Raw genomic sequence first — 24,410 nt, forward strand, 5'->3', positions numbered from 1 at the left:
AATCGAGCCTTTGCCGCGTTTCGTCTTCGAGATGCCCGCATGCGATGACGTTGCGGCGGGCGCGATGCATGACGTTCAGGCGTTTCCCAGGCGGGTGGCCACCGAGCGAACGATGCGGGCTTGGTCGGGGCCGAGCGTGGCGAGGAGTTTCAGCTCCGCGTCCGTGAGTTCTCCCTCGGTGGCATAGGCATCGATAGTATAGCTGCCCCGCGCGAAGGTGTCGGCCGAGGGCGGCACCATATCGGTGTAGGATTGCGGCCAGAAGCAGATGAGCAACCAGGGCCAGTCCGGTATCTGGGGCTCATAACGAGCGAAGATGATGTCGCTGGTGCGTAGGCCAGACGGTCGCCGGTCGAGAAGAGCAGGCGCTACAAGGGTCATCCGCGGCTCACACAGATATGCCTCGAACTCGTGCACCTCCGCGAGGCTTTCGAGGATGACCGGATAATAGCGGCCGAGTGCCAGACCTCCGCCGGAAAAGCGAAGTGGGATATCGATCAGCAGGATATCCGGCAATGTCGGGAGGGGCCGATGATAATAGAGCCTCTTTGCTGCCAGTTCGTCGATAAGTCGCATCGAGGCAGTTTTTCGGCGATGTTGCTGGGCAGTCAACAACAGTCGCAGACAGATTGACGGGATCGTCATGCCGCCAGACGCTCGACACCCGCATTGAAGCGATCAATCCAGTCCCGCATCGTCGGACGTTCGGCGAGTGGGATCTGGGCCGCGACGCTTTGGAAATCGATCAGATCAACCGGAGCGCCGGCAATGATGGCGTCTATTTCCGAAGCAGGGAGCAGAGCGCGTTCGCGGATGAACCGGGTCATCGAGCCGGGACGCTCACGTGTCGACGTCCGCCACAGACCCTCGACCGTCACAAGGCGTGGTGCGGCGCGAGCCTCGACCAATATGATCAGACGGAGACACCAGCGCGGGAGGCTCATCAGCTCGCTGCTTTTCTGTGCCAGGCAGAGCCAGCAGGCGGATTTGATCGGTACGGGTAGACCTTCGGCTCGGATCCGCGCGATGCAGGCGTCGCGATCCCAGCCCCAGGCGCGTAAGGGGTAATGATAGTCGTAAAGGTCGCTGATATGGCCCTCGCGATGGGCATAGCGGCGGCTGTCGGCGGGCGAGTTGTCATAGCCGATGAGCTTGACAACCTTACCGCCCTGAGCCCATATTCTCTGCGCTGGCTCCCATTCTTTAACCCATTGATCTTGGGGCTGTATTTTCCATTTTTGACTGCAACTGTGGCGGCCGAAGCTGATCGACGGCAAGGTCGCATTGGTCAGGCAGTTTTCGAGCAGCGAGAAGTAAGGCGGCCAGTGCTTGAAGCGCTTGGGCACATAGCGCACGACATGATGCTCGATATGGCGCCGGTCCATCCAGCGCTGGAAGATCGGCAGGAAGGCATAGGTCTCCTCGCGCTCGACGCCGGTGTCGGCTGTGAGCACTGCGGACAGGGGCAGCCCCCGCGAGACCCATTCGATGATCATCGCTGTGCTGTCGACGCCCATGCCCCAGGCGGCAATGACAGGGCCGCCCGGCAGCGCAGCCAGGCAGGCGTCGTCGTTCGCCGCCGCGATGGGCGGACGTTTCAGGTCGTACATGGCTGATCTCCGGGAAGGAGTTCGGGAGCCCCGAAGGAGCGTCGCTGTGCTGGTGTGGTAGCCGATCCCGGATGCCGGGCGGCCGCCATACGACGATGGCGGGGTTCCCGAGGCCACGAGAGTCGCGGCGCGTGGTCGCTCAGAAGTCGAGCGGGACGCTGACCATCGTGTCGGGGGGACATGGCTGCTCGGTCAGGATATAGCCGAGGCGATTGACGGTGTGCATGCCGTCGGTGATTTCGAGGCATTCGTCGCCGTCGATCACGGTCCAGACATTTGCCATGGGTTGCGCGCGGAGGAAGGCGAGGTCCGGGTCGGAGGCTTCGAAAAGACACCCGCCCCGGCCGAAGTCGAATCCCGCGGTCGCGAGCAGATGATTGGGCACGGGCCGGAATCGGTCCACGAACTCATCCTCGGTGAGGCTGAGAAATTGGATGACAGGTGGAGGGGTGCCGGGCGCCTCGGCTTTGGGCTGGCGCGATATCTCGTTGGTCATGGAAGTGTTCCTCATCAAACACAGTCGTTTCCGGCAGATGCAGGCGCCGGATCAGGCGACGAGCGTCATCAGCGCATGGTGGCGTTGCGGCCCGGTGCTGGAGACGCGAAAGGGCTGGAGCGGATCGCCGGTGCGCAGCACGAATTGAGGGTGGCCGGTCGCATGCCGCATTCGGATGGCAACGGCGTAGGCATGATCGAAGGATGCAAGCGCGGCGCGCTTGGACGAACAGGGTTGCATCGAGCAGGCGCTGGTCATGACTGGTGCTCCTCGGGAAGGTCGGGGTCGGGAAAGGTGGGCAGTTGCGACCAGGCCGGCTCGTCGCGGTCGAACAGGACCCAGGAGGCATCCCTATCGAATGCCGCCTTCAGGATTGCCCAGAACTCCGGGCTGATGTCGGGCGCTTCCCCGCCGCACCCGACGACGCAGGTGTGGACGAAGAAGCCATAGGCATAGGGTTCGATCACCAGATCGGGATGACCGACTTCGACACGTCCATCCGTCCCGCGCGGCGCGACGGCGATCAGGTGATCGATGTGACGACGCTCGGCCACCGGGAGATGGGCGGTCGAGCAGACAAAGAGTGCGGCATGGCGCATGGGAACGCTCCCTCACGAGGGCTTGGGTGAGTCTCGGGCGATGGGGCTCAGGCCGCTTGATCGAGTGCGAGCGAGAGCCTGTTCCTGTCGGCGGAGATGGTCAGGCTGCGGCCGCCCGGAATGAGCCACTGGACGTGCTCGAAGACTGCCTCACGCAATCGGGCGAGCAGGGCCTCGTCCTCGCCAAGCAGCAGCAGGTTGGCGAGATTTCGGGCTTCATGCTCGAATGCAAGCGATTGCGTATCCCAGCTGTCGCGCTCGCAGTCGTCGGAATAACAGAACAGGCTGGCATATAGCAGGTCGGCAAGCCCGTCCGGCTGCACATCGGCCTCCCCGTCGAACAGGATGGTCGCCTCGTCGAGCGTCCAGCAGCTATTGTTGCAGACCAGCATGTCCGTGGGGATGCGGTATAGGGTGGGTTCGCAAGGTGACGGGCCGCCGGGCCGCAGAAGGATCTCGGCGGAGAGCGCCTCGACGGACCCGGAGTCAAAATCGTCCGGCAGCGCGACGTCATCGGCATAACGATGGGAGATGCCACCGCGCTGAACGACGAAGCTGCAGGACAGGAGACGTGACAGTGTGTCGTACCAGCGATAGCCCACGAAATCGCGATTTTCCTGCACGAGTTTGCCTTCAAGGGGCGAGGCCCTGTCGAGCGCGCGGGCGAGCGCCTGCTCGATATCTGGTTCATGGTCGGTCATGATGATCATCGGCCCTGACCGGACGGCCGTTCCCTGATATCGATTGGCTGTGTCAGCGACGGTAGGGACCCAGCTATTGAGGGATGCTTCCGCTTCGGGGAGAAAGACACCAAGTTCCCTGGCTCTGGCCCATGCTTTATAGGGAAGGCGATGAGACGCTTCACAGGCGATGGCTTGGTAAAGCGCGACCTCGGCCGCTTCCCTGAGCCGGGACAGTGCCTCGTTCTCGACCATTTCCTTGCGCGCGGGGAGCACGAGCTGTAGCGCAGGCGCGTCGACGATATCGACCCGCACCCGCCAGTTATGGGGACTCTCGATTTCGCTCAGCGTGGGAAGCCGGGAGGCGACAGTCACGCCATGGAAATTGATCCGGGGGGTGTGGACTGCCTCGGTCGTGCCGTCGTGGAAGATGCCGATGCGACAGCCTTCCCATAATTCGATATGTGCGGCGCCGGCGAGAAAGTCTTCATACGGAAGTCGTGCGCCCTCGAAATGAACCGGTAGCGGGAAATACCGGGCTGCGAGATGCAATGTCGACCGAAGCTGCTCTTCCCAGGCGGCGGGCAACATGATCTGGATTTCGGTGCCGCGCACGATCCCGCATGGCTCTATCGCGAGCGGGACAGCCCCTTCCCAGCCATCGGCCGGAATATGGACCGCCCACCCCCGCCCCGCCGCTCGAGACCATGAGCGGACAACGACGTCGCGTCCGGCGAGGCTGAACACGCCCATGCCGGCTGGATCCTCGCGGGCGCGGATATCTTGCTGCCATCCTGAGTCGCCGAGCGTCAGGAGGTTGGCGGGATCGTCGATACCGCAGCCGTCATCGTAGATGGACAGCGCAGTGCCGGCGGGAAGATTGTAAACCGCGACATGGATCGCGCGCGCACCGGCACGGCGGGCGTTCTGGAAAAGCTCCAGCAGCACATCGCCGAGCGTACCGTTGAACAGGCGCGAGACCTTGGTAATGAGCGACTGGCCGACCTCGGGCCGGATGGTGGCGGGGAAGGACATGGGATGTGGCTCCTGTCTGGCGGAGACCAATTCCCCGCCGCACAGCCCCTCATCCCCCTCCCCTTTGCATTACGGCGGGGTGAAATGGATCAGACCAGTCGATGTGGTCGATGATCCAGGCAGGCACGAAATCCCAGTCGAAGCAGAGCGGATAGTCGTTCTCGACCTCGCGCCAGGACGCTTCGACGGCATCGGTCCAGCCAACCACAGTCAGCCGCAGCGCAGCGGTGCCGAGCGCATCGAACGCTTTGCCGATCGCGAGAGCGAGGCCGATCGCATCGGGATCCGTGATCGGCCTGCTGCGCAGGGCCAGAACCGACTCCCAGAGGCAGGCGGCGGTCTCGAGGCTGCCTTCGGAATAGTGTCCCATGAGGGGTCCTTTCGATGTCAGGCGGCGCGCAGGTCGCACCCCTGATAGAGGCCGAGGTCGGCTGCCATCAGCATGTCGATGCCTGGCGCGAACCGGTCGAACGCTTCGTTCAGATCGGCGACGGCGACGCGGTAGCTGGCCTCGCCAGGGTCGAAATCGAGGGCGAGCATCAGCGGGGTCAGCCGTGCGGTCATCTCTGGAAAGACCGTGCGGATGATAAGCGCCTCGATTCGCCGCGCTACCAGGTTGAGGCGCGCCGCGAGGCCCAAGGGGGTGGCCAACTCACGCTCATACCAGGTGGCGGGTGCTACGACGTCGGCGATGCGGGTTGATGGCGCCCGTCCATTGCCGATTCGGGCCTGGATGACGACGCAGCGCGGGCGCCGCTCGAGCGCCACTTCGGCCAGTGGCACGAGAGCGCGATAGTGATAGGTCGAGGCGGTGCCCGGGATGCGGGACCGAGAGACGATGACGTCCATTGGCTGTTCTTTCGATGGTGGAGGCAGGGGGCTGCGCGTTCGGCAGCAAGGAGGCGCTCGAGCGAAACTCGCCCGACGTACCTTCAAGAGAAGTCCTCCCCTCCGGCTCGCTAACGGGTCCGTTCGGCCTTGATGGCGAGGAGGTGTGCGAAGCGCGCCTGGACCGCAGCCGCGTCAGGAAAGTGGTCAGCGAGGCCGTGATGGGCGAGGATCGGCGCGCGCGCCTTGGCGATCAGCGCAGCCTCGGCGAGGCTCGGCATGCGTGGTGGCCAGCCTTTTACGTACCGCAGTTCCGGCGGCATTGCCGCTTCGAGCGTCCGGCGCTCATGGGATCGAACTTTGACGCGGGCGACCTCGCGAAGACGTGCGGCTGACAGCAATTGGGGTGCAACATCGGCGAGCCATCGTTGGGGCTGGAAGGAGAAGGTCGAGTCCAGCTCAATCGCCACGAGATGGCGGTAGAGATCGAGATTGCCGGGAGCTTCGGCGGAGGCAGCCAGATCGTGCGCGGATCCAAGCACGCAGAAGGCGCAGGACAGGCGCGTCGTGCGGTAGCGGACATAGGCTTCGTGCAACGGCAGCCCGTGGCGCTCATGAATCCCGAACACATCGTCGGCACTCCAGTCGACCGCCGGATGCCAGTTGAGCATGTTGGTGCCGGCGGCGTTGCCTGGCTTCGCGAAGCGTTCGTCGCTTCGGGAGATCGGCGTCGATCGTCGGCTCGGGCTTTCGTCGCGGCGCAGGCCGATGACCGAAACGATAGTTTCACCCCGATAGCGGCGCGCCAGTTCGGGGCCGATCACCTGGACCTTGAGTTCGGACGTGCAGAAACGCAGAGATGCCGATGACCATGGACCGATGAGATTATAGGTCTCGAGCGCCTCGTAACGGCGCTTGCCGGAAAGGAACCGCTGCTCCCAACGTGCGACCATGTCGCCTGCCGATCGGCTGACAACCAGCAGGGGAATCCCCAGTCTGTCCGCGATCGCTGCAACCATAGCCGGGGTCGACCGCCATTCCGCCCGGCCGAGGTCCGCGTGTATTGCGATCCGGCGGTGGCGGGGATGGCCCAAGGCGTCGAGCAGCGCGATGGCGGCATGGGCCGACGCGGTGGAATCCTTACCGCCTGAAAGATTGAAGGCGAACCAGGCACCCCGCCTGACAGCCGCCAACACCGTATCGTCGATAGCGGGCAAAGGATCGGCAGGCGCGGCGAGAAAGCCGCGCGCAAAAGCTGCGCCCATGCTGGTTCTCCTAAGGTGCGGTGGATCGGCGCGACCGCGCGCCGGTCAGCGGTCGGCAGGCACTCTGTTGTCGTAGAGAGGCTTTGCGTCGGGCTCCCATTCGCCGGGCAGCCAGATCCGGCCGTTATAGCTGATCCGCCCCACGGGCGTTTCAGCGATCAGGAGCATAGCCTCGGGGAACATGCTGGCGCCCAGACCCGATTGGTCCCGGCGCTCGCAATAGAGATCGGAGGCGTTCGCCCAGTTCGCCGCGGCAAGCTCTGGAAAGCCGCGCTGAATAACGCGAAAGGGCTTGCGCGAAGCAGCTTGCCGCCCGGCCCCGCCAAGGACGCGGGCAACATGTCCGGCATAGACGGCGACGGTCGCCCAGTAAGCAGCGACGAACACCTTGCGGGTTTCCCAGCTCGTTCGGCTACGGCGGCGCGCATCGGTGGCAATGTCGAGCAGCAACACGGCGAGCAGGGCGCGGATATTGGCGGGCATAGCCCGGATGAGGCGCGCGGCGGGAAGGCCGAGGACCGGATTGCGGACCTCGGCCCGGGAGGAGCGGCGGGTCATGGCGGCGTCCCTCACCACTCGAACGTTTCGAGACTGTCGACGCAATCCGCATCACGATCGAGAAGAAGCCAACGGCAGCCTTGTGCGCGCGCGAACTCGATGGCGGCCCAAAGCTCGTTCGGGACCATTTCGCGCTCGAGGCCGTCGAGCGGATCGGTGAGAACGAACCAGCCATAGCCGGCCTCAGCGACACCGAGCGGGCGGGATTCGGGGATCATGGGCGCCCATTGGTCGAGAAGGTCCGCGGTGGCGGGGCGGATATGGCTGGTGCTGATCACGAGATGGCGACCGACACGCAGTGCATGAGATGAGTCGACCGCGGGTGCCTCGATTGAGATGCGGTCTGTCCAGAGATATTCCTCTTCGTGCGCGTCGAAATAGATCGAAGCGGCCTCTTCGTCGGAGAGCGTCGAGGGATCGCGCCTGTCGCGAATCTCTGGCCACCATTCACGGCTGAATGAGGCGACCTCGGCCATGAGCGCCTCGCGGGTGAAGGCGGCGTAGAGATCGCCTCCGTGACGATGGTCGATGAACGCGGCGTGGATGTCGGCCGGCCAGGGGACAACGTGATCTTGCACGAGCCGCTCGGCCTGCGCCAATTCGTTGCAGAGAATATGGGCCGACGGGGCAGCGTCGGCGATGACCGTGCGTGCCCGCGCCAGCAGGCGCGCGAAATCGTCCCTTGTCATATGGGTCATGGATTGTCTCCTTGGAGATGTGCCGGATGGGCGAACGGGCGGCCCGAGCGTCCGATCAGGCGCGGTCGAGCGCCTGGGCGATGGCGGCGAGTGCATCGGCGATATGCTGCTCGACCTCCGGTGTGGTGATGCCGAGACGGGCCGCGATTGCGGTGAAATCCTCGTCGCCGAGGAAATCCGCCAGGAGAACCTGACGCGTGATCTCCGGCAGCGCGGCGACCGCGCGGGCGTATCGGTCGATCGGCGCAGCGCGGATTTCGGGTGGAGCGGCCACATCCACGCGGACCCATGCGCGCACCCAATAGCCGTCGCCATCGCGCTGGACGGTCTGTTCGTCGGGATCGACCCGCAAGCCGTGGGTGGTAGCCCAGCGTTGGCGCGCGGCAGCCACGATAGGGAGAGCAGCCTTGTCGGACATGAGGAAAGCGTCGATCCGCGCGGCGAGTTCGTAGCTCGTCCGACGCCGGTCGCGTCGCAGGCTGAAGCGGGGATGGTCGTTGAAGAAATCGAGTGCCTCGACAAGGAGGGCGCGGGCGTCATGGTCGGACATGGTAGGGTCTCCGTTGAGCCGATTCCTGATCGGCACCCATTCCCGTTCCCCCTTCGCTCCGGTTGCGACCGCTTGGCTCAGGCTGCTCGGGCAAGTAGCGGGAGCGCCGTCACGTCACTGGTGAGCGCGGCGCGATCGAGAACGGGATAAGGCAGGCTTGGCACTGTCCGTGCTGCGATCCGTGCCGCTTTGGTGAGCGGGAACAGATAGACATGGTTGCCCGGGTGCTTCTGGCGGCGCAGGAAGCCGGAGCGTTCAAGATCGGCGAGCCAGTGCGCGGGATCTTCGCCCGAACGACGGGCCCGGGCACCGGCCGCAACCAACTGCTCGGCCGCATAGCGCTGGCCGCATTCGTCATTACGGATCTTCGAGATCGCCCGGCTCGAGATCGGCTGGCCGTTGGGGAGGATGAGGTCGATACGCGCCGACGAGCGGCCGGTATAGCGGCTGCCCATCACGCAATAGAGTGTACCGACATGGCCAGGCATGAACATCTGGCCTTGCGCGTCGGTGCGACGGATGGGATCGGCGTAGGAGATGACGGACACGATCTCCGGCTTCTCGCGGCGTAGCAGTTTGAAGGCGCGCGAGAGCATCCAGGTTTCGGCGTTGCCGCCGGTGTCGTCGAGCAGCACGAGGCGCCCGAGGTCGCAGGCGCTGCGCGGATCGGAAAGTCCCGCCGATTTGGGGACGCTGGCATTGTTGACCGGGTGGGCGAAGACGCAAACACCGACCAGATCGGATCGCCCGCCGGCGCCGTTTCGGAAGAGACCGACCGACAGGCGTGTGACCGGCATTGAGGCGGCATAATGGTGCTGGCGGACGAAGGGGGCGGCCTGCTTGACGGTATCGATGATATCCACGGCGAAGCGCCGGGGATCGATCTCGGTGGCGCCAGGTACCCAGTGGCAGCGCCGATCGCGCCAGCGCTGGCTTCTGGTGGTGATCATGAGCGGCAACTCCGGTTGTAGCCGTGACTCCTCCCGCCGTGCCGTGATCGGTGGCGGGAGAGAGCCGGGGCCGCCTATTGTGCGATCACGCGGCGCGTGAGTTCGGGGATGCGGGAATTGTCGTAAGGACTGGAGACCGACATCTCGATCGCGTCGCGCTGGGCGCGATACCAGTCGGTTGCCTCGACCGTGTAAGTCTCGGTGGCATAGGGTTCGCCGCCGGTGGAGAATTCAACGGTGACGGTGAAGGTCTGCATTTCGACCTGGGCGGATGCGTGCATGATCAGATCCTTTCGATATGAAAAGGGCGGCTCCGACCTGGGTCGAAGCCGCCTTGGGGTGAGCGGGTATTGAAGGCCGGCCCGGTGGTCGGACCGGATGGTCAGGCGGCTGCGGCGCTCCGCCATCGGGTGGCGGCTTCATCAGCCGTCAGCTGGCCATGACTCTCGGTGCAGAAGCGCTGAAACTCGGCGTCCGACGCAAGGGACGTGGTTTCCAGCACCTGGATCACTTCCCATAGGAAAGCGGTAGCCGAATCAGCCTCGGCGACCGGAACCCAGAGGGCGAGATTGTTGCTGTCCGCGCCGCACCGCTGGCAGGTCTGGCTGTCATAGGTTGCGAACAGTGACCATGTCTGGGCGGCATCGTCCCACATGGCGTTCGCGTCCCGGCAGATATCCGCGCTCCCGCAATGGCGGCAGCGCGGCATGAGCGGAGCCGCTACGGGTGCGACCGATTGCGTCCCGGTCGTCGGCGGCGGACATTCGCCCTCGGTGAAACCGGGCGGCAACGCCAGGGCGGGAGCGATGTAGGCACTATCCACGCCGGGCCAGATACCGGTCAGATAAGTGGCTCCGCTATTCTCATAGTCCTCCTTGTGAACGGTCCAGTCCTCGTCCGCGATGGCGAGCCGGCAGGCATCTTCGGGGGTGGCCGCCTCATAGGTCCGGTGCCGGAAGACCGGCAGCCGGTAGGTGCTTTCGATCGTGAAGCTTGGCATGGCGTCCTCCTCAGTTGGCCTTGGCGAAGAGTTTGCGTGCCTTGCCTTCGATTTCGAGCCGCGTGTCCTGGTTGGATTTGGCGCGGGCGTGCGCGGTGATGCCCTGCACGAAATCGAACAGGCTGGCGGGCGGATGGCCTTCTTCGGCGATCACCGACTGGATGATCTTCGCGGTGTCGGTCTTGGAGAAGCCGTTCTTGCGCAGGAAGGAGTCGCGATCCTCGTCGGAGCGTGCGACGATGCGACCGCGTGCGGTCTTTATGCCTTCGATGAAGCTCCTGGCCGAAGAGTCGGCGAAGGTCTCAAGCGCGGGCGCCGCTTCATGGGCGAAGCGGTTGGCGGCGAATTTCGAGTGGCGGATCGAGATCTCCTCGAAATTCTCAACGCCCCAAAGGTTACGATTCATGCAAACGGCGCGGAGATAAAAAGTCGCAATTCCCAATGTCTTGGAGCCGACTTCTGAGTTCCAGCAATAGAAGCCGCGGAAGAAGAGATCGGGTTCGCCGTTCGGTAGCTTGCCGGCTTCGATCGGATGCGTGTCATCGACCAAAAACAGGAAAACGTCGCGATCCGACGCATAGAGGGTCGTCGTCTCGCGCGTGACGTCGACATAGGGGTTATAGCGCATCGATCGCCAGTCGAGCACGCCCGGGACCTTCCAGCGGGTATCGGAGACGCCGTTGCCCGCGATCTTCATGACGGCCGCGACCAGTTCATGGTCCCAGATCCGCCCGTAATCGGGTCCGGTGACAGCCCGCAGTTCGGCGCGGCCTTCATGGGTCTTGAGAAGTTTCACCTGCTCGCCACGATGGCTCAGGAGGCCATGCTGGAGATTGATGCCGGCGAGCGCTGCCGGAAGGTTGCGCAGATAGGAGGCGGGAGCCCCAACCAGGCTGGAAAGCTGGCCGAACGACCAGTTGGTGGGGGCGATCGGTTCGGCTTCGCCGGGGATGATGAGGCTGAGGCGCTCGGCATTGTCCATGCTTGCCTCGACGCGGACGTCGCGGCTTTCGACGACACGTGTGCGCGCGCGGTCAGCGCGACGGCGTACATTCTCATAGAGGTCGTCGAGGGAGAGGAATTTCTCGTCGTCGGGACGCGAATACCATTCGGATGAGACCCGTCCGATGTTGCGACCGCGGGATATGTCGACCTTGTAGGCGCCCGAGACCTGGGGCGCGTCGATATGCTGGGCAAGCGTTGCCATGGGACATCTCCTGGTTGGAAAGGCCCGATCCGTTTCGGACCGGCCAACCCTTCCCCACCCCCTTCCCTCCATCCCGGCGCGTGCTGTCTCGGATCGCCGCAGGGGCGATCACTGATCTCGCGTGACGTAGTGAGCCTGGCTAGCGATGCCCAGTTAATGAAAACGCTGTCCGTGAAGTTGTCGTGCACTTTTGCAATCCGACAGTGATTTTCGAATGGTCGGGAGCTCATGGTGGCCACGCAACACCGCGCGCCGCCGGGTCGCCGCGGTTCTTTCCCGCAGCCTCGCGCGATTCATGTGATTTTCGTCTCTCAGGATTTCCCAGTTTCTCTATGAGAACCGCCAGTTTCAGGAAAGAGCGATGGGGAATGCTGGCAGGCTAGGCTAGAACCGCAAGATCGGTCGAGCGCGTCGCACCCGGGAGCGCTTAGTTGGCGCTGCCACGGAGGATAGAACGATGAAGGCGGCGCTTCATAACTATCATGCACGGATGCAGCGAGTGCTGGATCACATCGCCCAGCATCTAGACGAAGATCTGGACCTGAATGCGGTGAGCGCCGTTGCGGCCTTCTCGAAATATCACTTCCACCGGCAGTTCACGGCGACCTTCGGGCTGTCTGTGCATCGATATATCCAGCTTTCCCGCATGAAACGGGCATCCTACCAGCTAGCCTACAGGGATGATCAGAGCGTCACGGATATAGCGATGGATGCCGGTTATTATGCGCCGGATGCCTTTGCCCGCGCCTTCCGGCAACGGTTCGGGCAGTCACCATCGTCGTTCAGAAAGGCTGCCGATTGGGAGCCGTGGCTTGCGGCCTTCGGGCCTCTCAACAACGCAAGGAGCAAGTTTATGCAAGCCACTTACACTTTTGACGATGTGACGATCCGCGACGTAGCCCCGACGCCCGTTGTGATCATGGAGCATTGCGGCGACCCGGTGACGATCGGCGCGACCATCCAGCGGTTCATCGCTTGGCGCAAAGCAACCGGGCTGTCGCCGAAGGCCAGTCCGACCTTCAACGTCTTCCACTCCGATCCGCGCACGACGCCCCCGGCCGAATACCGCATGGACCTGTGCGTAGGTACTGATCGACCGATAGAGGCGCATGGCGAGAAGATCGAGACTGGCCTCATCCCTGGCGGACGCTGTGCGGTGCTGCGCGTCGTCGGCAACACCGACAATCTGGAACTTGCCGCCTTGCACCTTTACCGTGACTGGTTGCCTGCCAGCGGAGAGGAAGCTCGCGATTTCCCGCTTTACTGTCAGCGCATCGCGTTCTTTCCTGAAGTGCCGGAACATGAGGCGGTTGCGGAGTTGTTCCTACCGCTGAAATAGCTTGGGCGGGGCGGCATTGTTCCTTTGTGCAGCCGAACAATGCCGCCTTGACGACGACAAACAGGCCATTCCCGCCGATGAGCCTTTAGCCGCGCAGCGGCGGCCATTGGCGTTTGGTATGAATGACGGTGAGAATCCAAATGGTGTCACCGTAGATCTCATAGACCAACCGATAGCTGCTGTGCGGCGTAAGTTCGCGGGTTCCGGGTACTTCGCCCTCATGGCCCAACATGGGGAAATCGATCAGCTGGGCGACAGCTTCACTAAACAGGCCATCGATCCGGGCTGCGGCGGCTGCATTGCGTGGAAAAAGATAGTCCCATATGTCCGCACGGTCCTGATGCGCCTCCGGCGTCCACAGAATCTTCACGCTTGATCGGTTACGCGTGCGCGCCGGCTAGCAAACTCCGCTTCAACCTCATCATTGCCATAGCCTCGGCCTGCCTGCATCGACGTGCGAGCGAGAGCCACCTTCCGCTCAACGAACGCGCTATGTTCACGCTTCAGCCTTTGCTGATCGACAAATTCCCGCATGAGTTCCCGGACGACCTGCGATGCCGGTCGATGCAAGGCATCCGTCTCGGCCATGAAATCTGCTCGCAGATCGGCTTCCAGCTTCATTGTAAAAACAGCTTCCTTGGCCATGATCGCCACTCCGTTTATAATGACATCGTATATACATCGTCATCATCTTTTAGGCAATGGAGCGACAGGCGCGCGGGCAGGCTGCCGTTTATGGTGTGTTAGCCGGTGCGCTGGGTTTTCCCTGTTTTCCAAGCTCGATCGAACATTCCACGAATGCGGAACCTGCCCGCGGCCATCATCCAGTCTGCACGTGCAACATCCTGATGACACGCTCTAACGATGGCGAGCGCCATCGGCCTGCCGGTTGGATAAGCATTTGCCAGCGCTATCGGGTGCAGAAACGTGATTGCTGCGGAGACCGGGTCGAGGTCGCTCCGTAACTGCGCCGCGATCACGGTCGCCGACAAGCGGACCGCAACGAAGGAAGTAAGCCCCGTCAGGACATAGTGCGCTGTTTAGTTCGTGCTTTCGGATTCCGTTACGCTTCCCCCCCCCCCTCGGTAGATGTCGGCCGCCCATTGCTCGACCCAGAGCGTCGTCACGTCCTCATGGCCGATGTCGCCGTCCTCGACGAGAGTGCGGATCTCGGCGCGCGCCTGGGCGATGGCCTGTTCCCAGGGGTCGGCCGGAAGGGGGTCGGTTCGGGGTAGGAACAACTCCGACTGGCGGGGCACTGCGTCTCCGCGAAGGCGCGCGAACTGGTTGGCCGTCCATGCCTGCATGTGCTGCGCCACAAGAGTGTCGGTTTTCGCGACGCCGCGCGCCAAGGCGTCATGTCTTGCGGCCTGGCCGTAGGCCTGGCTGTCGATCGAGGCGATCCGGTGCTCGATCCCTTTCAGGTGGGAAAGCGCGGTGCCCTTGACCCCGAAACCGTGCAACATGACCCCCTTCGGCAGAATGCGGTCGAGGTGATCGAAGACGGCGATGAGGCCCTCGGGACCCGAGACTTCGCGACGGCACATGCTGCCCACGCCGATCAATGGCGTGCGGCCATAGTCGAGCGCGAGGCCATCGAGGCAGCGCTCATAGTCGTCGGGCCGCCTTCCCTGGATCACCGGCATCAGACGGTGTTCGATGCCGAGATCGCGCGCGCCGGACCGACAGTCGAAGTTGGCGCGGATGGTGCGCGATATGCGGTCGAGCACTTCCTCCCGGTCGCGGGCGATTTCGGGTTCGACGCAATAGTCCATGCTGGCAAACCAGCGGAACGGATAGCTGGCGGCGAGCGCCAGATAGTCGGTGGTCGCCCAGGGAAATCCGCCATAGCGCGCCATGGCGACGAACCCCGCCGAATCGAGTGATAGGCTGGCCAGTCGCCGGGCATTAGCGAGCTGGCCGAGGTTCCAGCCTTGCCATTCCGGCCAACCCTTGCGGCGGCTCCATCGCGACAGCGCATTGGCCGAAACCAGCGCGGGCACCCGCATGTCTACCGCGCGGTTGAGAATGATCCCATCGCCGAGATGCGGGAGCCCGACCATGATGTCGATCGCCATGGGGAATCTCGCTATGCGACCGACCAGCAGCACCAGCGTTCGGCCGCCTGGCTCGGTGTAAGCAGGTCGAAGGCGTTGGCGCAAAAAGACTGGAATGCCGTGTTGAGGGTGAGACCGGGATTGCGGAGGCGTTCGGCGACCTCCCACATGAAGCGATCCGCCGGGTCGCTCACGCCGCCCGGCTCGGTGTCGCGGCATTGGGCAAGAAAGTCCTCAAAGGCGGCCAAGTCGTCTTGCGCGCCGATATAGCGCAGGAGAAGGTCAACCTGGGTGGCTTCGCTCCATCCTTCGCTATCGACAAATTGATGGAAGAGAGTGTCGGGCATCTTTTGCTCCCAAGATGATGGAAGAGACAGAACTCAGCGCTTCGTGGGCCTGCACTCAGTCGAAGAGCGGCAGGCTCGACTGCCGGTCACGGGCAGCAAGGCCGCATATGCCTAAGGGGCACGGGCCATATTTGCCCTCGCGGTCGGCGAGCAGGTCGCGTGTGGCATGGAGTTCGACGAAAGGACCGCCGTGGCCGCTCGGGCGCCGGCAGCCGACGCCGACGGGCGCCTGGCAATCCGGGCATGGGACAAGCAATACGGGATCGACGTCCCAGCATTTGCCGCAGCCCGGCTTGTTGCAGACAGCCGTTCCCTTGACGATGAAGGCCATGGCTCAGGCGGCGTCTCGGCGCAGCCACTCATAGAGCAGATGCGAATCCGGGTCATATTCAGAGCCATTCGAAATCCGCACGAGCCTTCCGTCGCAGGCAAAGGCGGAGGCGCGCGGAAAGCTCAGATAGGAGCGACCCTCGAGAATGAGATCCCCTGAGCGAACCTGTGTGATTGCCCTTGTCGTCCCAAGTGCACGGTGTCCGGCTGGTGCATCGACCAACTTCAGGCTGTCCCCGGCCCTGACCTGCTTCTTGAACGCGGCAAGGGAAACCTTGGCGTCGACAGGGTTCTTTGGTCCGCGACGTGCGGACAATGCTGCCCAATAGGCCTGACCGATCCGTGCCTCGCAGTAGAAGGAACAGTTGTGGAGGTCCTGATAGACATTGGAGCGGGTGAAGCCGAAGCGCTCCATCTGGTCGCGCACCGCGACGAAGACGTCGTTCTGCGCGTCACGTGCGGTCAGGTCCGCTGGCGCGTCGAGGATTTCCGCAATGATCTTGCGGCCGCGACCAAGCTGTTCCGTCCTGATCGCGAAGCGCGTGTCGGGGAATTTGGTCTTGAGGTGACCTTCGATGCGCGCGGCGAGCGTCGCGAGGTTGTCGCCGGGTCGGTGAAGGTCGCCCTGATAATGGAAATTGCCCCGTTCGTCGAACGGGGTCTGGCTGTACAGGCGCGCGGACGCGCCCGGCGTCGAAACGTCGGTCATGGTCTTTCTCCGTGGTAAGGGTTTGACGGCCAACGCGGTGGCCGGCAGTTGTCAGGCCTCGCGGGATCCTGGGGGCAATTCCATCGCGATGAAGGCGCGGGCGCGTTTCACGGCGTCCTCGTCGATCTGGTTCACGATCTCCGGCATGATGATCGCCAGTCGGTCGATCTCGCCAAGCAGGACTGCGAGCAGATGAAGTGCGGGTGGGGTCGCTGGTGCGCTATCCCAGCCCGGTGGCGGGCCGGCATGGCAATAGCCATAGTCGAGCGACCCGTAGCGCCGAACAATCGCAAGCGCCTGGTCGGCGGTTTCGCAATCATCGAGCGCGAAGCGACACGTCATCTCGTCGGTCGTGATGCCGGCGTAGAAAAGCGCTGCGGTCACGCCATTGGCGAGTGTGCATCGCATCGGGCGGTTCGCTTCACGATAGATATAGGCGATGTTGCCAAGCCGATCGGTTGCACGGATGCGAACGGCGTCACGACGCGGTGGAGTTTCGGTCGTGCGCGGGCTATTCTCGGAGGCGAGCAATTCCGACCGGGCTTCAACCCAGTCGAGATAGCCAAGACGGGTATCGTCATTCGCGACTTCGGTTTTCCAGTCGCCGACAGGATGGTCGGGATTGTCGTCCCAGTGACTGCGGCGGCTCATGATATTACACCATCAAGCGCTTTCGAGAGTGCTTCCCGCGTGAACTCAATTTCGATCCGGTCCGGGAAAACCGCGCACCATCCTCCGCCGAAGCTATCGAGATAGGGCTTGGTACAGGTGAAGCTCCAGTCGAACCCGACCGGAGCGACAGCCAGTGACGATTGGCAGCAACGCTGGATTAGTCCGGCGATCGGCCACGGCTGGAAGTCGATCGTGCTGTAGATGGTGACCGTGCAGGTCTTCGGATCTTCGATGGAATTCGCCACCCGAATGTCCGCGCCAAAGTCGGGGAAGTTTGCATCGTCGAAGATCGCGGTAAATCCGCTCAGCGGTTTATCGCCAATCGTCGGCGGAAATGCTGCCAGCAATTCATCGCTGATAGGAGCGGGTTCGAAATCCCCCATGAGATCGGCGGCAAGCTGCCATGCCTCTTCGATGAGTGCGGCTTCGGCGTTGGAGCAGGTGAAGGCGAATGAGCCCTGGATGAAGTGGTCGGCCATGGCGTCTCCATGAAGATAGTGGGCAGCCCAATTGCCGCGCCACCCACTTGCCTCCTCCTCCCCTCCCTTTGACTTGGCCGCCGAATGGAGGCACGAAGTCGTTTACACTTGCGCAACTGCGCCTGGTTCAAGACCCGTGATCCCAGCAAGAAGAAGGATGTTACATGGCCGAGACCGAAGATTCGGGCGTCATGTCTTTGACGGTGACGTTGCTCAGCGCATATTTCGCGAATAACACCGTGCCGAGCGGCGAATTGCCGGCGCTGGTGGAGGGGACAAGGCGTGCGCTGCTGGGTGACGCGCCTGTAGCGGCGCCGGTCGCCGCTCCAGTAGCTGAAGAAGTTGCCCCGGATGTGCCAGTCGCCGCTCCAGTGACAGAAGAGATTGTTCCGGAGACGCCGGTCGCCGCGCAGGAATACAAGCCCAAGGTCTCCATTGAGGAAAGTCTGGGTTCGCCCGATCACATACTGAGCTTGATCGATGGTAAGCCCTACAAGACGCTCAAGCGACATCTGGCGGCGCAGGGATTGACGCCTGCGGAATATCGTGGCCGCTACGGCCTTCCAGCGGACTATCCGATGGTCGCGCAAGGATATTCGGCGGCCCGCAGGGAGGTCGCACTGAAGCTGGGCCTCGGCGGCAAGCGCAAGAACTCGCCTGCGCCCGTTACCGAGGAAGTGCCGGCACCCCCGGTTGCCGAAGCGCCCGAGCCTGTCGTTGTCGACCCGGCACCGGTAAAGCCCGCGCCGGCACGTCGCCCGCGTGCCAAAACTGTCGACGTCAAACCGAAGGCGGCGGCCAAGAAGCCTAAGCGTAAGGCAGCTCCTGCGCCCGTCGCCGCGGATGCGCCTGCACCCCCGGTTTCCGAGGCGCCCAACCCTGCTGTTGCTGAGACGCCCCCAGCAGAGCCCGCGCCGGAAGGCCGCTCGCCCAAGGCTCTCGCTGTCAAACCGAAGTCGGTAGCGGCAAAACCCAAGCGCAAGGTCACCAAAGACGCTGCCGCAAAGGCTCCCGTCGCAGGCGCGGATGCAGCACCGAAGCCGAAGCGCATTCGGGCAGAAAAGACAGACACCGAGGCGGTTCCACCTGCAGAACTGGCGCCGGAGACCACGCCCGCGGCAGGCTGATCGATGCGGTCCGGGCGCGCGAGGTGCCCGGACCGCTTTTCACGGGCCGATCAGATTTCAGGTGGGATCAGATCCGCGACATCGCCAGGATTGCCTCGATGATCTCGCTCGACCGGTCGAGCGGAATGAATAGCCGGGTCTTGTACTGAATGACCTCGCTGAACACACCATGTGCCTTCAATCGCTCGCGGTCTTCCGGCCGGTAATTGCGAATTTCAAGCCGGCGCGAGCCGTTGACGAGCGCGGTTGCCAATGTCGCACCGCCCAGGCCTGGGATGGCAACCCCCGTCCCCTTTTGCGCCGCGGCGCCAAGTTCGGCAGCGGTCAGTTCGACCGTGCCGTCGAGACCGAAGGCTGATTGCAGTTCCGCCATCGCCGCCGGTGGGATCAGGCGGCCGATGATCGAAATCCCCTGGCCATCATCGATCCGCCAGACGCGGACATCATCCTGAGGAAGCCGATGCCAAACCGGCAGGAGGAGGCCCGTTGCTACGTTGACGGTCTCGATATCGACCTTGGCCTCAGCCTCGACTGCTTCGGTTTCCCAAAGCTTCTGGAACTCGTCGCGGTCGATCTCCTTCCAGAGGCTGGCCCACATCGCTATCTCCTGCATGCGCGTCCCGCCGGTCGGACGAACAAGCTGGCACATGGGCACGATGCGCCCTTCCTCGTCGGTGATCGACCAGGACGGCACCTTGAGAGCGACGCGCTTGGACCTGCTGTTCCAGAGATACGCGATTTCGCGCGTGCCGTCCCAGATCTGCATCAGCCGCTTCCAGTGCATGACCCGCGGGCGCAAATGGAGTTCGAGCCGGAGCAATCTGGTCTCGGCGCCGGTCACCGGATCGGTGCGTAGAGTCTGCTCAGACCTTGTGATGATCTGCTCGGCTCGGATGGTCTCGACCCCGACGTCAAGCGTGCCGGCCTCGCGCGCCGCATCGATGCGCGCCTGGATCAGCCCCATATATTCATCGAAGATCGCATTCTGGGTTGCGATCCTGAGCGCGAGAATGCGGTTGAGCCAGCGCTGGATCGGCGGCAGTTTCTCGAGGAGCGTGCCATCCTCGTCTCTGAGCTTGAGACCGGTCATGGCCTGGAAGCTCTCCATGTTCACGCTCGACAGCTTGTTCCCATGGAGAAGATGATACCATTGGGTGAGAGCTTCCCGGGCGTAATCGCTTTCCAGATTGTCTGCCGGATCGAACAGGTTCTGGCCGCCTGTCTGGCGCTGGCCGCGTGTGAGCGCCCCCAGACTGTCGAGACGGCGCGCGATGGTCGAGATGAAGCGTCGTTCGCCCTTGCAGTCGGTCGTCACCGGCCGGAACACAGGCGGCACGCTCTGATTGGTGCGATGGGTGCGCCCCAGACCCTGGATCGCGACATCAGCGCGCCAGCCCGGTTCCAGCAGGAAATGGACGCGGCGCTTGTCGGCTGTCTTGCAGGCCAGATCGGCATGATAGGAACGGCCCGTGCCACCGGCGTCTGAGAAGACCAGGATCGGCTTCTGTCCATCCATGAACGCCTGGGTCTCTGAGAGATTGGCGCGTGCGCCGCGCCGTTCGAGTTTTTGAGCACCGTCGCTGCCGATGATGATGCGGCGCGATCGGCCGGTAACCTCGGCGACTTTTGCGGTCCCGAAATGCGAAAGCAATGCATCGAGGGCGGCCGGGACCGGCGGCATCGCGCAAAGTTCCTCGATCAGCGCGTCGCGCGCCGCAATGGCTTCGGCGCATTCGACCATATTGCCCGCTTCGTCGCGCATCGGTTCTGACCGGAGCGATCCGTCGCTGGTGGAGAAAACGCGCATCTGCTGGGTCGGGAAGGCGTTTTTGAGGTAGTCGATCATGGTCGCCCGCGGCGAGAGCTCCAGGTCGAGATGGGCACGTTCTTCAGGCGAGAGTTCGGCAAGCCGCCTGTCGAGGATCCCCTCGGCAGTGCTGACGAGTTGGACGACGGCGACATTGCCGGCCGAGATTTCGGTTTCGATCGCATCGAAGACCGTCGGCATCTTCATCGAGATGAGCAATGCCGACCAGAAGCGCTGCTTGGAGCTTTCGAACCGGCTCAGCGCCGATCCCTTCGCCATGGCGTTCAGGGTTCGACCCGAGGCGCGATCGACGATATTGGCGGCTTTCAACGCGGCATCGACGTTGCGATGTATGACAGCTTATCGCGAGGTCGCGATAATGCGCAGGAACGTGGCGAAGGCCCGCAAAGCTGCTGAGCATTTCGCCACGTCCTTCACATTATTTCACAAGGCATCGAGCCACTCCATCAGGCTGGCTTCTCGTTTCCACGAAGGTGGCACGTTGCTCGCCGCCGGCGCCCCTACCTGCTCGAGCGCCTTTCGTTTGGTCTCCAGATTGGCCTGTGCGTAGTGGTTGGTCGTATCGAGGCTGACGTGTCCCAGCCAACTGCGGATGACGGTGATGTCGACCCCGGCAGCGACAAGGTGAACGGCAGTCGCGTGCCGGAAGCTGTGCGGCGTCACATTTTTGGACCGAAGCGACGGCACGGTTTCTGACGCCTTTCCTACATAGGAGGCGAGTTTGAACCGCACTCCCGAGGCGCCCAGCGGCTCACCATATCGATTGACGAAGATCCGCTGATCTGGCGCGCGCGGGTGACGTTCCAACAACTTCCTGAGCAACGTCACGGTTTCCGGCCAGAGTGGACAGATACGTTCCTTGCGACCCTTGCCGTAAAGACGCACGAAGTTCGGTGCGTCGAACCGGATCGCCTCGGGACAGAGGTCGAGGGCCTCCTGGATGCGCGCGCCGCTGTTATATAGGAACGAGAGTAGCACGTGGTCGCGCATTCCCTCGATTGTCGACCGGTCGGGCTGAGCAAGGATCGCTTCGACCTCCTCCGGCTCGAGATAGCAGGGTGCAACGGTAGGCTCCCGCTTGAGCGGGACGGTCAGGACCTCGGCGCATTGCGCGATGTATTCGGGATCCTTGTCAGCCACGAAGCTGAAGAAGCTGCGGATCGCGGCGAGCCGGCAGTTGCGTGTACCGATCGTGCCCCTGCGCCCATGCTCGGTGTGGTGGAGGAACGCGCGAACCTCTCCGACCGAGACGTCGGCCAGCATGATCCGCGCGACCCCGCCGCCCTTTCGCTCCGCGATGAACCGAAGCAACAACCGCCAGGTGTCGCGGTAAGACCGGATCGTATGGACAGATGCACTGCGTTGCTCAGCCAACCATTCCTGAAAGAACGCCCGCAACAATGCGGGGAAGAGATTGCCCTTCGTCATGACCGCGCCTCCATCGTGAGGCATCGGGCGCCGACGGTCCGGAACCGCTCGCTTGCTTCCTGCAGCAGGTCCTGCGTGACGGTGATGTAGACCAGCGTGGAGTTGATGTCCCGGTGGCCCATGTAGGTGGAGAGGAAGCGCAGTTTGTCCTGCGGATTGACGCCGGATCGATACCATTGAAGGATCCGGTTCACGACCATCGAGTGGCGCAGGTCATGAACACGCGGCCCTGTCCGCCCGGTCGGGGCCTTGAACCCGGCACGGCGCATGACGTTGGTGATCATCGTTGAGACCGTCACCGGGGTATAGCGATCATTGAAGTGCTCGTGCCAGAAGAGCCCGGACCGAGGATCCTGTGGGGCGCCAGCGCGCCGCCTTGCATCGATATAGGCCCGTAATTCGGCCATGACGCTGCCGGTTAGCGGCAATATCCTGGTCTTGTAGAACTTCGTTTCCCGCACTGTGATCGTGTCTGATTGAAGATCGACGTCACCCAGATCGAGCCCGGCGAGTTCACTACGGCGCAGTCCGGCACAATAGGCCAGAACCACCATGGTGTAGAGAACCATCGGCCGCAGCGGCGCGTCCGGCGACGGATAGGAGCGGGCAACGTCGAGCATCTGCCGAACGTCGGCCGGGCTGAAGATGTGCGGTCGTCGATGCTCTCGTGCCACTTCCCGCTCGGGACGGGCGTTGAAGCGTTTCGGTGGGATGCTGGGATCAAGGCGATACCGCGCCTTAGTCAGGAGGCGCCCGAGCTTCTGGCATTCAGCCGCGTGATTGCGGGTCAGCTTGGCAGTTGCCCAGCGCGCCAGCATCGTCTCAAGCGATGCCCCTGTCAGTTCCGGGGTCGCCTGGAGGAACCGATCGAACCGCAATAACCAGTGAGCCTGAGTCTCATACTGATACCCCCGGCTCCGCATCAACGCGACATGCTCACGCATGAAGTCCCCCAGCGAGCTGCCGAAGGGCGCGGGGCGTCGCAATGCGGCCAGGGCTCCGTCGGGATTTGCGGAAGCCAGCGCTCGCCAGATCGGCTTGCTTTGTTTGACGTTGTATTGACGGCGAAGCACGGCAACGGGATTATCTGCGATCAGCCCGATTTCGACGAGGTGGTCGAGGAAGCGATCGACAATGCAGACCTGGTTGAGCAGCGTCGGCATTCGCCAACGTTTTTCCATTTCCTTCAGCCAGACTTCGAGCATCTGCCGGTCGACCGCCGGATGACGCTGGGCTACATTCTCGAAGCTGCGAAGGAACCAGCGATAAGTCGGCCTGCTTCCCTGCCGGAACTGCGATTTTTCCAGGAAGGCGTCGATGACCGTGCGATCGGGATCGTGCCAGGCGCTCATGGCAGCACCTCCGATCCGGGCACGTCGAGCGCCACGGCTCGGAGATCATCTGTCGCCAGCTTGAGATAGGCGTTGGTGGATTCGGTGGATCGATGTCCGAGCACGTCGCCGATGATCTTTTGCGGGACCGACGCCCGCAGCATTTCGACCGCCCGCGCGTGGCGAAAGACATGCGCTCCTCGCTTTCCCGGCGGCTCGACGCCAGCGGCTGACAACCGCCCGCGGATCATGCCATACAGGTTTGTCATTGCGATATAGGGCGCGCAGGACCGGATGAAGATTTCCCGCCCCTCAACCTGGGGGCGCCCATTACGCAGATAGTCGAGGAGCGCCTCACCAACGGGCGCCAATAGCGGCAAGTAGGAGTACGCATTGGTCTTGGTGTGACGGATACGCAGGGCTTCTCCGCGCCAGTTCACGTCTTCAAGCCGAAGGCGACAGATCTCACCTTCGCGCAACCCATATGTGGCAAGCAGTTGAAGTACCGCAAAATCGCGCAGTCCCCGCGGCGATCCATCCTTCTTCGTCGCCGCCAGCACCGCGGCGATTTGGCGCCTGTCCAGCGTCGAGGGCACGTCTTCATAGGCGTAGAGCATGGGGCCGATGATGTGCGGCGTGAGATCCATCGGGATGCGCCTCGTCCGATGCAGATACCGCACCACCGACCGGAGCCGCTCAGCGACATCGGCCAATGATTTGCGCCGTAATCCAGGGGCGCGCATGTCCATGTAGAGATCGACCTCCCCGATGCTCAAGGTGTCGAGGCTGGCGGCCCCGCCCCGTTCGAACTGCCATCGCAGGAAGTTCCGTGCCTCCCACAGAAGCGCCGAGATGGAAGCGCTCGCCAGACCGCGCTCGTCGCGCAGCCATGCCTCGTATTCGCAGCAGATCGCCTGCCGATACGCGGTTTCCGGTTCGGTCATCTCTGGCTCGGGCGGCCATTTGCCTTGGGCAAGCCGGAGCAGTTTGTTGATCGATGTGCGGGGCAACATCTGCCAGCGCGCACAGGGAGGCCGCCCGTACTGGGCTTCGAAATCCTGAACTGCATAGGCAAGATACTGATCGACCTGCGCCAGCGTCACAGTTTCCACCTGCACGCCGCACTCGGCCAGATAATCGAGAAACGCGCGGGCGTACAGGCGATGGTTCGCTACGACCACCGGGTTATAATTCTGCGTCGTGAGCAAATTCGAGAGTTCGGCGATCAACTCGTCGTGCAATTTCAACATGCTTTTATCCTCAGCTGGTCCAGAGACCGCCGAGGTT

At 63.1% G+C, this 24,410-nt stretch carries 31 protein-coding genes; 2 read left to right on the plus strand and 29 right to left on the minus strand.

Going from position 1 to position 24,410, the window contains the following annotated elements:
* Positions 1 to 75 precede the first annotated feature (75 nt).
* From HH800_RS11475 to HH800_RS11550, 16 genes are all read right to left on the minus strand, one after another.
* Complete coding sequence (locus tag HH800_RS11475) at positions 76 to 645, minus strand: hypothetical protein (protein ID WP_235682093.1); 570 nt, start codon at positions 643 to 645, stop codon at positions 76 to 78.
* Positions 642 to 1,610, minus strand: coding sequence for a hypothetical protein (locus HH800_RS11480; RefSeq protein WP_169863304.1), 969 nt, complete (start codon positions 1,608 to 1,610; stop codon positions 642 to 644). The genes HH800_RS11475 and HH800_RS11480 overlap by 4 nt, the downstream gene beginning before the upstream one ends.
* Positions 1,611 to 1,749: 139 nt before the next feature.
* The gene (locus tag HH800_RS11485; protein WP_169861154.1) at positions 1,750 to 2,106 is read right to left on the minus strand and encodes a hypothetical protein; all 357 of its coding nucleotides are present in this window, start codon (positions 2,104 to 2,106) and stop codon (positions 1,750 to 1,752) included.
* A 51-nt stretch (positions 2,107 to 2,157) separates the two neighbouring features.
* Positions 2,158 to 2,364, minus strand: coding sequence for a hypothetical protein (locus tag HH800_RS11490; protein ID WP_235682095.1), 207 nt, complete (start codon positions 2,362 to 2,364; stop codon positions 2,158 to 2,160).
* Entirely contained in the window at positions 2,361 to 2,705 is a 345-nt protein-coding gene (locus HH800_RS11495) for a hypothetical protein (RefSeq protein WP_169861155.1), read from the minus strand. Before HH800_RS11495 ends, HH800_RS11490 begins: the two co-directional genes overlap by 4 nt.
* A gap of 47 nt (positions 2,706 to 2,752) precedes the next feature.
* Entirely contained in the window at positions 2,753 to 4,420 is a 1,668-nt protein-coding gene (locus tag HH800_RS11500; RefSeq protein ID WP_169861156.1) for an ATP-binding protein, read from the minus strand.
* A gap of 49 nt (positions 4,421 to 4,469) precedes the next feature.
* Positions 4,470 to 4,790 (minus strand): hypothetical protein, encoded by a 321-nt coding sequence (locus HH800_RS11505; RefSeq protein ID WP_169861157.1) that lies wholly within the window; start codon positions 4,788 to 4,790, stop codon positions 4,470 to 4,472.
* Between the two features lie 17 nt (positions 4,791 to 4,807).
* Positions 4,808 to 5,269 carry a hypothetical protein gene (locus HH800_RS11510; RefSeq protein ID WP_169861158.1) on the minus strand — a complete coding sequence of 154 codons (462 nt, stop codon included), beginning with the start codon at positions 5,267 to 5,269 and terminating at the stop codon, positions 4,808 to 4,810.
* A gap of 110 nt (positions 5,270 to 5,379) precedes the next feature.
* The gene (locus tag HH800_RS11515) at positions 5,380 to 6,465 is read right to left on the minus strand and encodes a phosphoadenosine phosphosulfate reductase family protein (protein ID WP_235682096.1); all 1,086 of its coding nucleotides are present in this window, start codon (positions 6,463 to 6,465) and stop codon (positions 5,380 to 5,382) included.
* A 93-nt stretch (positions 6,466 to 6,558) separates the two neighbouring features.
* Entirely contained in the window at positions 6,559 to 7,071 is a 513-nt protein-coding gene (locus HH800_RS11520; RefSeq protein WP_235682097.1) for a hypothetical protein, read from the minus strand.
* An 11-nt stretch (positions 7,072 to 7,082) separates the two neighbouring features.
* On the minus strand, positions 7,083 to 7,769 hold the full coding sequence (locus HH800_RS11525; RefSeq protein WP_169861160.1) for a hypothetical protein: 687 nt from the start codon (positions 7,767 to 7,769) through the stop codon (positions 7,083 to 7,085).
* A gap of 55 nt (positions 7,770 to 7,824) precedes the next feature.
* Positions 7,825 to 8,319 carry a sigma factor-like helix-turn-helix DNA-binding protein gene (locus HH800_RS11530; RefSeq protein WP_169861161.1) on the minus strand — a complete coding sequence of 165 codons (495 nt, stop codon included), beginning with the start codon at positions 8,317 to 8,319 and terminating at the stop codon, positions 7,825 to 7,827.
* Between the two features lie 77 nt (positions 8,320 to 8,396).
* Positions 8,397 to 9,269 (minus strand): hypothetical protein, encoded by an 873-nt coding sequence (locus HH800_RS11535; RefSeq protein WP_169861162.1) that lies wholly within the window; start codon positions 9,267 to 9,269, stop codon positions 8,397 to 8,399.
* 74 nt (positions 9,270 to 9,343) lie between these two features.
* Complete coding sequence (locus HH800_RS11540; RefSeq protein WP_169861163.1) at positions 9,344 to 9,550, minus strand: hypothetical protein; 207 nt, start codon at positions 9,548 to 9,550, stop codon at positions 9,344 to 9,346.
* A gap of 101 nt (positions 9,551 to 9,651) precedes the next feature.
* Positions 9,652 to 10,269, minus strand: coding sequence for a hypothetical protein (locus tag HH800_RS11545; protein WP_169859721.1), 618 nt, complete (start codon positions 10,267 to 10,269; stop codon positions 9,652 to 9,654).
* A gap of 10 nt (positions 10,270 to 10,279) precedes the next feature.
* The gene (locus HH800_RS11550) at positions 10,280 to 11,476 is read right to left on the minus strand and encodes a DUF932 domain-containing protein (protein WP_169861164.1); all 1,197 of its coding nucleotides are present in this window, start codon (positions 11,474 to 11,476) and stop codon (positions 10,280 to 10,282) included.
* A gap of 457 nt (positions 11,477 to 11,933) precedes the next feature.
* On the opposite strand from HH800_RS11550, the gene HH800_RS11555 reads away from it, so the two are divergent.
* A complete protein-coding gene (locus tag HH800_RS11555) occupies positions 11,934 to 12,815 on the plus strand; it encodes an AraC family transcriptional regulator (RefSeq protein ID WP_169861165.1) in 882 nt (293 codons plus the stop codon).
* A gap of 85 nt (positions 12,816 to 12,900) precedes the next feature.
* Here HH800_RS11555 and HH800_RS11560 read toward each other — a convergent pair whose 3' ends face one another.
* The 9 genes from HH800_RS11560 to HH800_RS11600 all read right to left on the minus strand — a co-directional run bounded on the left by HH800_RS11560 (position 12,901) and on the right by HH800_RS11600 (position 17,409).
* Positions 12,901 to 13,185, minus strand: coding sequence for a type II toxin-antitoxin system RelE/ParE family toxin (locus tag HH800_RS11560; RefSeq protein ID WP_169861166.1), 285 nt, complete (start codon positions 13,183 to 13,185; stop codon positions 12,901 to 12,903).
* The gene (locus HH800_RS11565; protein WP_169861167.1) at positions 13,182 to 13,460 is read right to left on the minus strand and encodes an antitoxin of toxin-antitoxin stability system; all 279 of its coding nucleotides are present in this window, start codon (positions 13,458 to 13,460) and stop codon (positions 13,182 to 13,184) included. The genes HH800_RS11560 and HH800_RS11565 overlap by 4 nt, the downstream gene beginning before the upstream one ends.
* Before the next feature lie 98 nt (positions 13,461 to 13,558).
* Entirely contained in the window at positions 13,559 to 13,807 is a 249-nt protein-coding gene (locus tag HH800_RS11570; protein ID WP_169861168.1) for a hypothetical protein, read from the minus strand.
* Between the two features lie 48 nt (positions 13,808 to 13,855).
* A complete protein-coding gene (locus HH800_RS11575; RefSeq protein WP_169861169.1) occupies positions 13,856 to 14,893 on the minus strand; it encodes a DUF7221 family queuine tRNA-ribosyltransferase-like protein in 1,038 nt (345 codons plus the stop codon).
* An 11-nt stretch (positions 14,894 to 14,904) separates the two neighbouring features.
* A complete protein-coding gene (locus HH800_RS11580; RefSeq protein ID WP_169861170.1) occupies positions 14,905 to 15,219 on the minus strand; it encodes a hypothetical protein in 315 nt (104 codons plus the stop codon).
* 55 nt (positions 15,220 to 15,274) lie between these two features.
* A complete protein-coding gene (locus HH800_RS11585) occupies positions 15,275 to 15,550 on the minus strand; it encodes a hypothetical protein (protein ID WP_169861171.1) in 276 nt (91 codons plus the stop codon).
* A 3-nt stretch (positions 15,551 to 15,553) separates the two neighbouring features.
* Positions 15,554 to 16,258 carry a hypothetical protein gene (locus HH800_RS11590; RefSeq protein ID WP_169861172.1) on the minus strand — a complete coding sequence of 235 codons (705 nt, stop codon included), beginning with the start codon at positions 16,256 to 16,258 and terminating at the stop codon, positions 15,554 to 15,556.
* Between the two features lie 51 nt (positions 16,259 to 16,309).
* Complete coding sequence (locus HH800_RS11595; protein ID WP_169861173.1) at positions 16,310 to 16,909, minus strand: hypothetical protein; 600 nt, start codon at positions 16,907 to 16,909, stop codon at positions 16,310 to 16,312.
* A complete protein-coding gene (locus HH800_RS11600; RefSeq protein ID WP_169861174.1) occupies positions 16,906 to 17,409 on the minus strand; it encodes a hypothetical protein in 504 nt (167 codons plus the stop codon). The genes HH800_RS11595 and HH800_RS11600 overlap by 4 nt, the downstream gene beginning before the upstream one ends.
* Before the next feature lie 164 nt (positions 17,410 to 17,573).
* On the opposite strand from HH800_RS11600, the gene HH800_RS11605 reads away from it, so the two are divergent.
* Positions 17,574 to 18,536, plus strand: coding sequence for a MucR family transcriptional regulator (locus tag HH800_RS11605; protein ID WP_169861175.1), 963 nt, complete (start codon positions 17,574 to 17,576; stop codon positions 18,534 to 18,536).
* A gap of 67 nt (positions 18,537 to 18,603) precedes the next feature.
* Here the strand turns inward: HH800_RS11605 and HH800_RS11610 are convergent, their stop codons facing one another.
* The 4 genes from HH800_RS11610 to HH800_RS11625 all read right to left on the minus strand — a co-directional run bounded on the left by HH800_RS11610 (position 18,604) and on the right by HH800_RS11625 (position 24,373).
* Positions 18,604 to 20,622 carry a strawberry notch C-terminal domain-containing protein gene (locus HH800_RS11610; protein WP_419248227.1) on the minus strand — a complete coding sequence of 673 codons (2,019 nt, stop codon included), beginning with the start codon at positions 20,620 to 20,622 and terminating at the stop codon, positions 18,604 to 18,606.
* 165 nt (positions 20,623 to 20,787) lie between these two features.
* Positions 20,788 to 21,792, minus strand: a complete 1,005-nt coding sequence (locus HH800_RS11615; RefSeq protein WP_169861176.1) for a site-specific integrase — start codon at positions 21,790 to 21,792, stop codon at positions 20,788 to 20,790.
* Complete coding sequence (locus tag HH800_RS11620) at positions 21,789 to 23,144, minus strand: tyrosine-type recombinase/integrase (protein ID WP_008832422.1); 1,356 nt, start codon at positions 23,142 to 23,144, stop codon at positions 21,789 to 21,791. The genes HH800_RS11615 and HH800_RS11620 overlap by 4 nt, the downstream gene beginning before the upstream one ends.
* On the minus strand, positions 23,141 to 24,373 hold the full coding sequence (locus HH800_RS11625) for a site-specific integrase (RefSeq protein WP_008832423.1): 1,233 nt from the start codon (positions 24,371 to 24,373) through the stop codon (positions 23,141 to 23,143). Before HH800_RS11625 ends, HH800_RS11620 begins: the two co-directional genes overlap by 4 nt.
* Between the last annotated feature and the right edge of the window lie 37 nt (positions 24,374 to 24,410).

This window comes from Sphingobium yanoikuyae (assembly GCF_013001025.1).
Taxonomy (GTDB): domain Bacteria; phylum Pseudomonadota; class Alphaproteobacteria; order Sphingomonadales; family Sphingomonadaceae; genus Sphingobium; species Sphingobium yanoikuyae_A.